8 protein-coding genes are annotated in these 13,485 nt (G+C 68.3%); 4 read left to right on the top strand and 4 right to left on the bottom strand.

Going from position 1 to position 13,485, the window contains the following annotated elements; all coding sequences use genetic code 11:
- Window positions 1-51: 51 nt before the first annotated feature.
- From YM304_RS19560 to YM304_RS25695, 4 genes are all read left to right on the top strand, one after another.
- The gene (locus YM304_RS19560; RefSeq protein ID WP_015443464.1) at window positions 52-840 is read left to right on the top strand and encodes a heme-dependent oxidative N-demethylase family protein; all 789 of its coding nucleotides are present in this window, start codon (window positions 52-54) and stop codon (window positions 838-840) included.
- Window positions 841-976: 136 nt separating this feature from the next.
- Window positions 977-1,510 (top strand): hypothetical protein, encoded by a 534-nt coding sequence (locus tag YM304_RS19555; protein ID WP_015443463.1) that lies wholly within the window; start codon window positions 977-979, stop codon window positions 1,508-1,510.
- 69 nt (window positions 1,511-1,579) lie between these two features.
- The gene (locus YM304_RS23225; protein ID WP_015443462.1) at window positions 1,580-5,185 is read left to right on the top strand and encodes an RCC1 domain-containing protein; all 3,606 of its coding nucleotides are present in this window, start codon (window positions 1,580-1,582) and stop codon (window positions 5,183-5,185) included.
- A gap of 144 nt (window positions 5,186-5,329) precedes the next feature.
- Entirely contained in the window at window positions 5,330-7,840 is a 2,511-nt protein-coding gene (locus YM304_RS25695) for an ATP-dependent Clp protease ATP-binding subunit (RefSeq protein WP_015443461.1), read from the top strand.
- Window positions 7,841-7,990: 150 nt separating this feature from the next.
- Here the strand turns inward: YM304_RS25695 and YM304_RS19540 are convergent, their stop codons facing one another.
- From YM304_RS19540 to hisD, 4 genes are all read right to left on the bottom strand, one after another.
- Window positions 7,991-10,204 (bottom strand): thiamine pyrophosphate-dependent enzyme, encoded by a 2,214-nt coding sequence (locus YM304_RS19540; RefSeq protein WP_015443460.1) that lies wholly within the window; start codon window positions 10,202-10,204, stop codon window positions 7,991-7,993.
- A gap of 81 nt (window positions 10,205-10,285) precedes the next feature.
- The gene (locus YM304_RS19535) at window positions 10,286-11,236 is read right to left on the bottom strand and encodes a sensor histidine kinase (RefSeq protein WP_015443459.1); all 951 of its coding nucleotides are present in this window, start codon (window positions 11,234-11,236) and stop codon (window positions 10,286-10,288) included.
- 13 nt (window positions 11,237-11,249) lie between these two features.
- Entirely contained in the window at window positions 11,250-11,987 is a 738-nt protein-coding gene (locus YM304_RS19530; RefSeq protein WP_015443458.1) for a response regulator transcription factor, read from the bottom strand.
- A gap of 87 nt (window positions 11,988-12,074) precedes the next feature.
- Complete coding sequence (gene hisD, locus YM304_RS19525) at window positions 12,075-13,388, bottom strand: histidinol dehydrogenase (protein ID WP_041298459.1); 1,314 nt, start codon at window positions 13,386-13,388, stop codon at window positions 12,075-12,077.
- Window positions 13,389-13,485: the final 97 nt, after the last annotated feature.

Genomic DNA, 13,485 nt, shown 5'->3' with positions numbered 1-13,485 from the left:
CGGCATCGACACGCGAGCATCGACCGATCGGCGAGGTTCTACAATCTCGACGTGCCGTTGGTGGGCGAGCTTCCGTACCGGCCGTGGGCGCAGCGTGGCCAGGTCGTCGAGGGCGAGTTCCGCTGGCGTCTCGGCACGCATCCGCTCGACCTGGCGAACTGGATCGAGTGGGGGCCCGACGCACCGGGCTGGATCGACGAGAAACCGGCCCTGCTCGCCGCCCACCGCGACACGGTGTTCTCGGTGCTCGACGGCATCGAGCCCGAGGCCGACGAGGTGGCGACAGCGATCGCTCACCACGTCGGTGCCGACCTCGACACGTCGATGCACCCGCTCGAGGCGGCGGCGCGTCTCGTCCCCGACGACCTGGTGCTGATGGTCGAGCGCGACGATCGATTCGTGTTCGGAGGCGGTTCGGTGTGTTTCCCCAACCGGTGGGACCTCCCGTCGAAGATCGGTCGCACGATGGCCGAGGTCCACGCGCCCGTCGCCGACCTCAACCGGCAGCTCGAGCCGGCGATCGACGCGTTCTTCGACCGGCTTCGGCCCGAACGGTCGTTCTGGCGGCTGGGCTGGGGACTCATCGACAGCCCCGACGGGTTCGAGCCGCCGCGCTCGTCGCCCCGACCGTCGGTGCATCCCGACGACGACGATGTCTACGTGCGCGTCGAGCGCGAAACGCTCCGGCGATTCCCGGTGACGAACTGCGTGCTGTTCACGATCCGCACGTATCTCGCACCGATCACGACGCTGTCGGCCGACGACCGATCTCGCGTCCGAGCAGCGGTTGCCGCGATGGCGCCCGGCGTGCGCGCCTACAAGGACGTCGTCAGCGGTTGAGGACGTCGTCAACGGTTGAGGACGTCGCCGACGGTTGAGGGCGTCGCCAGCGGTTAACGGCTCATTGACGCGACACGACGAGTGTCATCTCCGACGGGCGCGGACTGCGGCCGCACCCGACCCAAGGAGAAACACGATGAAGAAGCACCTGACCTCGATCTCGATGGTGGCCATGCTGACACTCGCCGCATGCGGCGGTTCCGACGAAGACGGAGGCGGCGACGCCGACGGTGGTGGTGATGCCTCGGCGCAACCCGCAGCCACGATGACGTCGGCCGAGATCTGCACCGCCGTCCCCGGCGCCCAGTTCGTGTCGATCGTCGACGATGCGACGGGCGTGATCGACACACCGTCCGGCATCAACGTGGGGTGTAGCTACCAGTTCGCCAACCTCGGGGGATCGGTGCTCGACGCGCAGGTGATGATCGAGAACGAAGGCGGGCAGGCCGGGTACGACGCGGTGGTCGCCGACTGGTCGAGTCGCGGAGACGCGAGCGACGTGCCCGGCCTGGGCGACGCCGCAACGCTGGTCGAGAACGGAAGCAACCGTCGACTGATCGTGCTCGACGACGACCGCGTGCTGGCCATCAACGGGCCGTCGAGGGACTCGTTCCCCTTCACCGTCGACGTCGCCACGGCCATCGCTGCAGGAGCCGCCGAGGCCCTCTGAGCGTGTGGGGGTGCGTGACCCGAATTTCAGGGTCACGCACCGTTCACGCGTCGATGGTTGCTTGAGGGCATGCGCTTCCTCTCTCGTCGCCTCCGGCACCATCGGCACGATCGCAACGATCGGCGAGCACGACTGCTGCTCGTCATGGCGATGGCGATCAGCTCCGTCGTGACCGTCGGAGTGCTCTCTGCTCCGGCGACGCCCGCGCAAGCGGCCGGCCCCGGCGTACTGGCGGTGGGAAGCGGTCACGCCTGTGCGCTTCTGGTCGACGGCACCGTCGAGTGCTGGGGCGAGAACGACGATGGTCAGCTCGGCGACGGCACGACGACGTCGTCGGCGACGCCGGTCGCGGTCGCCGGACTGACCGACGTGGTCGATCTCGGGCTCGGCAACAGCCACAGTTGCGCCGTCAAGACCGACGGCACCGCCTGGTGCTGGGGCAAGGACACCGCCGGCCAGATCGGAGACGGTGGGCTCTCCACCTCGCAGACGACGCCAGCACAGGTCGTCGGACTCACCGACATCGTCCGTGTCGCGGCGGGAGGTTCGCACAGTTGCGCGATCGACAGCACCGGTGACTCGTGGTGCTGGGGGTCGAACTCAGCCGGTCAACTCGGCATCGGAACGCTCGGTGGAGCGGTGGCCACGCCAACGGCGACCGACACGACGAGCGCGTACGTCGCGATCGACGCGTCGACGTTCTGGACGTGCGGACTGATCGCCGGAGGCACCGTCGACTGCTGGGGCAACGATGCCTTCGATCTGCTCGGAGAAGTCGCCAGCGACCAGGCGAGCCCGATCGCCCGCGTCGGGCTGGCCGACGTGACGCAGCTCGCCCTCGGCGAGAACCACGCGTGCGTGCTCGTCTCCGACGGCACGGTGCAGTGCTGGGGCAGTGGAGCCAACGGGGCACTCGGCAACGGCTTCGGAGGAACGGACGGCGCACCCACGACGGTCGCCGGGCTCACCGGTGTCATCAGGATCGCGACGGGTCAAGCTCACACCTGCGTCGTTCTCGACTCCGGACACGGTCGTTGTTGGGGCGAGAACCTCTACGGCCAACTCGGCGACGACAGCACCGTCCCACGGAGCACGCCCGCCGGTCTCGACCTCGTGAGCACCGGCACAGCGATCGCGGCCGGCGGACAGAACACGTGCGTGCTGCTCGCGGACGGCAACGTGCGCTGCGCCGGCCAGAACATCGGCGGTGTCACGGGGACGCCACCGACCTACGAGATCCGAACACCGACGGTCGCCACGACCGCGTCGGCCGACGACGTCGCGACCTCCGGGTTCCACACGTGCATCGCGGTGTTCGACGGCAGCGTCGACTGCTACGGCCGCAACGAGAACGGCCAACTCGGCATCGGTTCGACCGTGTCGCCGATCATCGACCCGACCGAGGCCGGCACGCTGACCAATGCCGATCGCATCGAAGCCGGAACCGCGCACACGTGCGCGCTGCTCACCGACGACACGGTGTCGTGTTGGGGTTTCAACGGTGGCGGCCAGATCGGCACGGGTTCGTTCGGTGGCAACGTGACCGTGCCGACGGCGGTGACGGGACTCACCGGCGTCGACGAACTCTCGACCGGTGGCGAGACGAACTGCGTACGGACCGGCGGCACCGTGTCGTGCTGGGGGCGCGGCAACGTCGGCCAGCTCGGCAACGGCGCGTCGTCGAACTCGGCGTCGCCCGTCGCCGTGAGCTCGCTGACCAACGTGATCGACGTCGACGTCGCCCGCGCCCACGCGTGCGCAGCCAAGAGCGATGGCACCGTCTGGTGCTGGGGGTTCAACGGCAACGGTCGGCTGGGCGACGGCACCACCACCACGTCGAACTCGCCGGTGCAGGTGAGCGGGCTGACCGGCGTGGTCGACGTCGGCGTCGGTGAGACCCACTCCTGCGCCGTCAAGAGCGACGACACGGTGTGGTGCTGGGGCGTCGGCACCTCGGGGCAGCTCGGCAACGGCGCCACGAGCTCGTCGACCACACCGGTGCAGGTCACCGGACTCGGTGCGAACATCGTGGTCGACGTGGAAGCCGGCGAGGCGTTCACGTGCGGCCTTCTGAGCTCGGGCAGCGTGCTCTGCTGGGGTCGCAACGGACTCGGTGAGATCGGCAACGGGACCACGACCTCGAACTTCAGTTCCCCGCAGCTCGTGAGTTCGGTGTCGACCGCAACGGCGATCGACCTGGCCGACAGCGCCGCCTGTGTGCGGTCGTCTGACGGCAGCATCTCGTGTTGGGGCGAGAACGTGTACGGCGCCATCGGACCGGCCAGTTGGGAAGATCGAGTCGCGCCGGCCGTGAGCCTGACGGCCGACGCCGACCAGCCGACGACGACATCGACGACGACCACCACCACCACGACGACCACCACGACGACCACCACGACGACGACCACGACGACGACCACGACCACCGTCCCGTCGTCGACGACCACACCCACGACCGAGCCGGGTACCACGACATCCACCACCGAGCCGGGTACGACGACGTCCACCACGCTGCCACCGGCCGAGACGCCGGCCGTGTTCTCGCCGGTCGCTCCGGCACGATTCGTCGACACCCGCAGCGAGACGTCGACCATCGATCAGGTCCACGCCGCCTACGGTCGCCTCGGCGCCGCAACCGAGCACCGCTTCGACGTGGCAGGTCGTGGTGAGGTGCCCGCCGACGCGGTCGCGGTGGTGATGAACGCCACCGCGATCCGGCCCGGATCGACGGGGTTCGTCACGATCCACTCGTGTCTGGCCGACCGCCCGCTCGCGGCAAGTCTGAACTACACCGCCGGGGTCAACCTCGGCAACGAGGTGATCGCACAACTCGACGCCGACGGCGGACTCTGCGTGTTCACCTCGACCGACATCGACCTCACGATCGACGTCGTCGCCTTCCTGGCGGCCGACTCCCCGTATCGCGCCGTCGAGCCGGCTCGCCTCGTCGACACGCGCTCGGTCGGCGAGACGATCGACGGCAAGTTCGAGGCCGACGGTCGCCGCAGCGGCGGGTCTGAGTACGTCATCGACATCTCCGACCGGGCCGGTGTCCCGGCGACGGCAGCGGCGGCAGCGCTGTACGTCACCGCGGTCAACCCGGTCGGTGTCGGCTACATCACCATCCATCCGTGCGTGCCGACTCGGCCGACGTCGGCGTCGCTCAACTACGTCGCCGGCACCAACCGCGGCAACGAGGTTGTCGCGCCGCTCGACGACGACGGTCGTGTCTGTGTGTTCACCTCGGGCCCGATCGACCTGACCATCGACGTCGTCGGCTACCTGCCGGCCACGACGACCTTCACGGCGCTCGAACCCGCTCGGCTGCTCGACACCCGCACCGCGGCGAGCGCCGAAACGGTCGACGGCATCGCCGAGGGAGGCGGCCCGTCGATCGCGGGCGGCACCATCGAACTCGAGGTCGCCGGGCGCGGTGGCGTCCCCGACGACGCGAGCTACGTCGTGGTCAACGTCACCGCCATTCGCCCACCGGGTGTGGGGTACGTGACGGTGTACCCGTGTCTCCCCACCGCACCCACGGCCGCATCGCTCAACCATGTGGCCGGCGTGAACGGAGGGAGTGAGATCGTGGCCCAACTCGACGCCGACGGGCAGCTGTGCCTGTTCACCAGTGCTGCGGTGGATCTCACCGTCGACGTGGCAGGTGCCGGATGACCTGATCCAGTCGCCCTGCGCCATTCGTGGAAATCCTGATATGATGACACTCAAGATTCATGAGTAGTCATCCAACTATCGACCGTCACACGCTCCGATGAACGATAGAAAGAGCCCAGGCAGCTGGGCAGGAGGGAGCACCACATGGCCATCGACCCGAAGAAGTGGACCGTCAAGTTGCAGGAGGCGTTCGCTGCGGCGATCGACGATGCGAAAGCACGATCCAACCCCGAACTGACCCCCGATCACGTCCTGTCGGCGATGATGCGCCAGGAGGGCACGATCCTCCCGGCGGTGCTCGCCAAGCTCGGCCAGGCGCCACTGATGATCCGCAACCGGGTCGACGACGCCGTCGCCAAGCTCCCCAACGCATACGGCGGCCAGGAGCCCCGCATGTCGAAGGAACTCGACAACAAGGTCGCCAACGCGCAGAAGTACCAGAAGGACTTCCGCGACGACTTCACCTCCGTCGAGCACTTCCTGCTCGCGTGCAACGACCGGCTCGACATCGGCTCCGAAGAGCTCATGCAGGCGCTGCGCGACGTGCGCGGCTCGCATCGCGTCACCGACCAGAACCCCGAGGAGAAGTTCGCCGCGCTCGAGAAGTACGGCCAAGACCTCACCGCTCGGGCCCACGACGGCAAGATCGACCCGGTCATCGGGCGCGACGACGAGATCCGCCGCACCATCCAGGTGCTCTCGCGCCGGTCGAAGAACAACCCGGTGCTCATCGGTGAGCCCGGCGTCGGCAAGACCGCCATCGTCGAGGGCCTCGCCGCACGCATCGCCGACGGTGACGTGCCCGAAGGGCTCAAGAACAAGCGACTGATCGCGCTCGACATCGCCTCCATGCTCGCCGGTGCGAAGTACCGCGGCGAGTTCGAAGAGCGGCTCAAGGCCGTGCTCAAGGAGATCGCCGACGCCGACGGCGAGATCATCACGTTCGTCGACGAGATCCACACCATCGTCGGTGCCGGTGGCGCCGAAGGTGCCATGGACGCCGGCAACATGATCAAGCCCATGCTCGCCCGCGGCGAGCTGCGCATGATCGGTGCCACGACCCTCGACGAGTACCGCCAACACGTCGAGAAGGATCCGGCGCTCGAGCGTCGTTTCCAGCAGGTCTACGTCGGTGAACCGTCGGTCGAAGACACCATCGGCATCCTGCGCGGCCTCAAGGAGCGCTACGAGGTGCACCACGGCGTGCGCATCCAGGACTCGGCGCTCGTCTCGGCCGCCGTGCTGTCCGATCGCTACATCACGTCGCGGTTCCTGCCCGACAAGGCCATCGACCTCATGGACGAAGCAGCCTCGCGGCTCCGCATCGAGATCGACTCGCTGCCGACCGAGATCGACGTCGTGCAGCGACGCATCCTGCAGCTCGAGATCGAGCAGGTCGCCCTCGAGAAGGAGACCGACCAGGCATCGAAGGAGCGCCTCGACGCGCTCCACGAGGAACTGGCTGTGCTCAACGTCGAGGTCGCCGAGAAGAAGAAGGTCTGGGAACAGGAGAAGCAGGCGATCGACGCCATCCGTGAGACGAAGGAAGAGCTCGAAGCGCTGCGTACGCAGCTCGAACGTGAGACCGACCTCAACCTCGCGGCCGAGATTCGTTACGGCCGGATTCCCGAACTCGAGAGTCGTGTTGAGGAAGCCACCGCGCACCTCGCCGAACTGCAGGCCAACGGCGCCATGCTCAAAGAAGAGGTCGATGCCGAAGACATCGCCGAAGTCGTGGCGAAGGCGACGGGCGTGCCCGTCACCCGCCTGATGGAGAGCGAGACGCAGAAGCTCGTCCACCTCGAAGAACTGCTCCACGAGCGTGTCGTCGGCCAAGACGATGCGGTCAAGGTCGTCGCCAACGCGATCCGTCGTTCGCGAGCCGGGCTGTCCGACCCCAACCGGCCGATCGGCTCGTTCATGTTCCTCGGCCCGACCGGTGTGGGCAAGACCGAGCTCGCTCGGGCGCTCGCCGAGTACCTGTTCGACGACGAACGTGCGATGGTCCGCATCGACATGAGCGAGTACATGGAGAAGTTCTCGGTGTCTCGTCTGATCGGTGCGCCTCCCGGCTACGTCGGCTACGAGGAAGGTGGTCAGCTCACCGAGGTGGTGCGTCGCCGGCCGTACGCGGTCGTGTTGCTCGACGAGATCGAGAAGGCACACCCCGACGTGTTCAACACGCTGCTGCAGTTGCTCGACGACGGCCGCCTCACCGACGGTCAGGGCCGCACGGTCGACTTCACCAACGTCGTGTTGATCATGACCTCGAACCTGCCGGGTGATCCCGGTGAGTTCTTCAAGCCCGAGTTCATCAACCGTGTCGACGACATCATCCGGTTCCGGTCGCTGACCGAAGCCGACCTCGAGCGCATCGTCAAGATCCAACTCGAACGTCTGGTGCAGCGTCTGGGTGATCGCAAGATCGAACTCGACATCAGCGACGAAGCGCTCGCGCAGTTGGCTCGAGAAGGGTACGACCCGGCGTTCGGTGCTCGACCGCTCAAGCGGATCATCCAGCGTGAGATCGCCGACCCGGCATCGCTGCTGATCCTCGACGGGTCGCTGCCCGAAGGCGGCACGATCACCGTGTCACCGGGCGACGAGGGCCTCGTCATCACCGCCAAGGCGGCCGATGTCGGCGCGAACGAGTGAGGCCTTGAGCGAATTCACCGCTTCTTGACGATCTCTTGACCCACGACGGGTTCAGAGTGTGTCAAGATGCCTTCATATTCCTTCCGCTGAGGCCCCGGGTTCATCCCCGGGGCCTTTGCAGTTTTCGGGGAGGCACGCAGGACCGATGTGTCAAGCGAGCGCCGCAGCGACGATGTCGTCGTCGCCGACCAGCACGAGGTTGGCCGCAGCGCCGAGCGGGATGAAGGAGTCGTGCGAGGCGACTCGCCGGATCGAACCGACGAAACCCGCGTCGACCAACTCGGCCACGATGCGCTCGCCGACGCCGCCGGTGCGGCGGGTCTCGTCGACCACGAGCACGCGACCGGTGGCCGACGCCTCTCGAACGAGATCGTCGAGGGGCATCGGGGCGATCCAGCGAAGATCGACGACACGCGCGGCCACGCCGTGGTCGTCGGCGAGGCGGCGTTGCGCCTGCAGTGACAGCAGCAGGCCGTTGCCCCACGTGATGATCGTGAGGTCGTCGCCGTCTCCCCACGTGCGAGCGCGGCCGAGCGGTGTCGGCGTCGGATCGAAGGGAGCGAGCCAGCCACTGTCGCCGGCGTCGTGGAGGTCGGTGTCGTGGTAGCGCGCGATCGGTTCGAGGAACACGCACACGGTGCCGTTCGACCCCGCCTCGGCGACGCACGCGGCGAGCATTCCGGCGGCGTCGCTCGGGTGCGCTGGTGACGCGATGACGATGCCCGGGATGTCGCGGAGCACGGCGATCGAGTTGTCGTTGTGGAAGTGGCCGCCGAAGCCCTTCTGGTAGCCGTACGACGCGATGCGGATCACCATCGGGTTCGCGTACTGACGGTCGGAGAAGAACCCGAGGGTCGCCGCCTCGCCGCGGATCTGGTCTTCGGCGTTGTGCAGGTAGGCCAGGTACTGGATCTCGGGGATGGGAAGGAAGCCGTTGAGCGAGGCCCCGAGCGCGAGGCCGAGGATCGACTGCTCGTCGAGCAGCGTGTCGAACACGCGCGCTTCACCGAACCGTTGCTGGAGCCCGCGGGTCACGCCGTACACGCCACCCTTGCGCCCGACGTCTTCGCCGAACACGAGCGTCGAGTCGTCGTCGGCGAGCACCTCGCTCAGCATCCGGTTGATCGTCCGCGCGAGCGTGAGTCCCTCGCCACCGAGATCGCCATGAGGCTCCGAGCGCGAAGTGACCGGCTCGACGGGGCGGGTCACCTGGAGCACGAGGTCGGCGGGCGTCGGCGGTGGCAGTGCGGCCGGCCCCGAGCGGAGCGGACGCATCACCTCGTCGGCGGTCGCGAACTCCGGCTCGGCGCGCAACTCGAGCGCCGTCGCCCGGATCGTGTCACGGAGGTCGAGGTACCACTCGACGAACTCGCCCCCGGTGCACGTGCCGGCGTCGATCGCGAGTCGGGCCGCGCCGACGAGTGGATCGCGGAGCCGATCGGCGGTGAGCTCGGCGGGGGTGCGGTAGGCGGTCTCGACGTCGGTGCCGGCATGACCGAGGAACCGGACCGTGTCGAGATGGATCAGGCCGGGAGCGCCATCGGCGCGCACCGTGTCGACGAAGTCGTCGAGTCGGGGGAGTGCGGCGGCCGGGTCGGAACCGTCGACGCGGATCGACCGGATGCCGGCGCGTCGAGCCGTCGACTCGGCGACCCACCCGTTGGGGCTCGGCACGCTGAGGCCGATGCCGTTGTCTTCGCACACGAACAGCAGCGGCACACGTTTGCCGGCGTGGGCCGACTGACCGGCCCAGTTGATCGCTCCCTGCGCGGTCGAGTGGTTGAGCGACGCGTCGCCGAAGCTGCACACGACGACCGAGTCGGCGGGCCACACCTGTTCCTCGCGTTCGCCGATGCCGAAACTCAGCGCGAGACCGACGGCGCGCGGGAGATGCGACGCGATCGTCGAGGTCTGCGGGATGATCGACAGCGGATGACTGCCGAAGACCTTGTGGCGGCCACCCGAGATCGGATCGGTCGTGCGGGCGAGCATGCCGCGCAGCACGTCGACCACCGGGTCGCCGACGGCGATGCCGTGCTGACGAGCCTGCATCGATCGGGCCATGAAGAAGCCGCCCGAGCGGTAGTGGAGCAGCGCCGGATCGGTCGGCCGAAGCGCGAGCGCGATCGCCGCGTTGGCCTCATGGCCTGCGGAGCCGATCGTGTAGTAGCCGGCGCCGTGCTCGGCGCGCAACCAGCGCGCCGTGTGGTCGACGAGACGGCTCGTGACCTCGGCTTCGAGCAGTGTTGCAGCGGTCAGCGGGTCGACGCCGACCGGGCTGGTTGCGCTGGGTCGGAGTGCGCCGACACGTTCGAGGAGCGCCTGTTCGAGCGCGTCGAGATCGGCTGGGAGCTCGGTGGTCATGCGGGCTCCTGCGGCATGGCCGAAACGCTACTGGATGCTCCGTCGATCGATTCTCGATGCGCGACGCGGTTCGAGGCGGAGTCAGCCGGCTGCGACGTAGGTGAGCGTGAACTCGGCGGGCCGGCGTCGGGTGAGCTCGAGGCGGCCGCCGTCTGACTCGGCGAGCCGGCGGGCGAGGGCGAGCCCGCGTCCGTGCGCCGCCTGGTGGTCGGTGGGCCGTTCGAACAGTCCGGCGACATCGTCGTCGACGACGCCGAGGCCTTCGTCTTCGACGATGATCGATCCGCGCTGCACGAGGATCGCCACCGTGCCGGCTCCGTGGCGAAGCGCGTTCTCGAGGAGCACGTTGACGATCTGGCCGACGAGCCCGGGTGTCGCTTGTACGGCACCGGTCACGCCGGTCGTGACGACGATCTGACGTCGCTGGCTCTCGAACCGGCTGCGCCAGTCGTCGACGTGATGATCGACGATGTCGACCAGATCGACCACGGCCCGTTCACCGGTGCTGCCTTTGCGCGCCACCGTGAGCAGTTCGTCGAGCGTCGAGTTGAGGTCGTGCGTCTGGTCGAGGATGGCCTTCGCTTCGTTGGCGACGTCGGGGTCGGCATGGCGTTCGAGCAGTTCGAGCCGGATCGCGATGCCGGTGAGGCCCGTGCGGAGCTGATGCGTGGCGTCGGCGGTGAAGCTGCGTTCGGCCTCGAGCATCCGGTCGACGCGGCTGGCGCTGAGGCGGAGCGATCTGGCGATGTCGTCGATCTCGTCGATGCCCGACGCGGCCGCCGGCGTCGTGAAGTCGCCGTCGCCGACTCGTCCGGCGCTGCGGGCGAGGCGTTCGAGCGGACGGGCGAGCTGGCGCGCCTGCACCGCAGCGAGCGCAGCGGCGGCGCACAGGGCGAACACGGCGATCACGGCGATGCGTCCGAAGAGGCCGTTCTGTTCCTCGGGTTCGGCGGCGGTGTTGACCACCAGGAACACCGGTGCGAGCAGCACGGCCATCACGACCACGACGACCGCGAGGGTCGACAAGACCATTCGGCGCCGCATGTCAGCCGGCCTGGTCGGAGTCGGTGCTCTCGCTCGGCTCGAAGCGGAAGCCGACGCCGCGCACGGTGACGATCTTCGACGGCGGATCGGTGCGGTCGAGGATCTTCTTGCGCAGCGTCGAGATGTGCGTGTCGAGCGTGCGAGTCGACCCCCACCAGTTCTCGTCCCACACGGCAGCCATGATGTCGTCGCGCTTGAAGGTCACGCTGGGTTGGCTCATGAGGAGTTCCATCAGGTCGAACTCCTTGGTGGTGAGTTCGATCTCGGTGCGTTCTCCTGTGGCGGAGTCGGTGACGTGGCAGCGACGGCTCGACGTGTCGAGCTCGATCCCAGCGCCGACGAGCGGGCCACCGGGTCGAGCCATCGCTCCGGTGTTCTCGGCGACGCGGAGGCGGGCCTTGATGCGCGCGACCAGTTCGGCGAGGCGGAACGGTTTGGCGATGTAGTCGTCGGCGCCGGCGCCGAGCCCGACGATGACGTCCATCTCCTCGGCGCGCGCCGTGAGCATGATGATCGGCAGTCCGGGATGATCGACGCGAAGACGCCGGCAGACGTCGAGCCCGTCGAGGTCGGGAAGGGTCAGGTCGAGCAGGACGAGATCGGGAGCGGCCAGGGCCACCGCATCGAGGGCGGGCTGGCCGGCCGAGACGTGGGTGACGTCGAGGCTCTCGGCGCGCAACACACGGATGAGGGGCTCACTGATCCGTTCGTCGTCTTCAACGAGGAGCACCGCCGTCATGGCTCACGATGGTACGCGTTCCCTCGTTGCAAGTCGGCGATCCGCGCGTGCTGGAGGGGTCGCGCGGCCGACAGCCGTCGATCGTGCTCAGCGGTTGCGGAGATGGAGGGCCGCGGCGTGCGCCGGGAATCCCTCGTGGTCGGCGAGCGCGATGACCGACGGTGCCATGCGGGCGGCCGCTCGTTCGTCGGCGCGGGCGATGGCGGTGCGCTTCAGGAACGTGTCGGCGGTGATGCCCGACGACACGTGAGCGAAGCCGCTCGTCGGCAGCGACGCCGGGCAGCCGATGACGAAGTTGCCGGCGCTGAACGGTGTGTGCTGGCCGATGAGGATCTCGCCGGCGTTGACGAGACCGTCGACGACGCGATCGATCTGGTCGTCGGCGACGGCGACCTGGAGGTGTTCGGCGGCGAACTCGTTGGCGATGGTGACGGCGACGTCGAGATCGTCGACCACGATGCAACCGCCGTTGGGACCGAGCGACGCCCGCGCCGCGGTGGCGCGCACGTCGGGGAGTTCGGCGATCTGCCGGTCGAGTTCGGCGTCGGTGGCGTCGGCGAGGGTTGCCGACGTCGTGACCAAGACGACCGACGAGTCGGTGCCGTGCTCGGCTTCGATCAACAGGTCGGCGGCGAGCCGCACCGGGTCGGCGGTGTCGTCGGCGACGACCATGCTCTCGGTCGGGCCGAGCAGCATCATGGTGGCGACGCCGTGGCGCTGCATCTCGACCTGCGCGATCGTCACGGCGGGCGAGCCGGGTCCGACGATCTTGCGGACTTGCGGAATCGACTCGGTGCCGAAGCCGAGCGCGGCGATGCCGGCCGGGCCGTTGACGCGGAACACGTTGCGGATGCCGAGCTTGCGACACACGACGAGCACGGCGGCGTCGACCTCTCCCGAACCACCGGGGACGGGCGGCACGACGAGGGCCAGTTCGGGCACGCCGGCCACCACGGCCGGCACGGCGAGTTGGTAGGCGACGCTGGGGTAGCTCGCCTTGCCCGACGGGGTGAACAACCCGGCGGACGTGATCGGTGTGATCTTCTCGCCGACCGTCAACCCCGGCTCCGACTCGAAGCTCCAGTCGGCGGCGCGAGCCATCTGCTGCTCGTTGAAGTCGCGCAGGTGGGTCATGGCGTCGTCGATCGCGGCGTCGACCGCGTCGCTGACCGCAGCCGAATCGAGTTCGTCGTCGGTCACACGCAGACCCTCAGGTGTGACGTCGATGCCGTCGAACGTGCCGAGCGCGTCGCACACCGCGGCGTCACCGCGCTCGCGGACGTCGTCGATGAGTTCGCCGATCGAAGCGCGCAGCGACGGTTCGAAGATGTCGTCGAGTCCGCGATGCATGATCGAGGCACGCGCCTCGGCATCCATCGACGACCAGACCTGACGACGCATCACGCTCACCCCTCGCACGCTATCGACGCCCTCCTCGTGTGACCGGACGGTTTGTCTCAGAGACAAACCGTCCGGGTGCGTCATCGGGTGTCTGACA

Source organism: Ilumatobacter coccineus YM16-304 (assembly GCF_000348785.1).
GTDB lineage: Bacteria > Actinomycetota > Acidimicrobiia > Acidimicrobiales > Ilumatobacteraceae > Ilumatobacter_A > Ilumatobacter_A coccineus.
The sequence above is the reverse complement of the archived record's forward strand: the minus strand, read 5'-3'. Positions and strand labels throughout refer to the sequence as shown.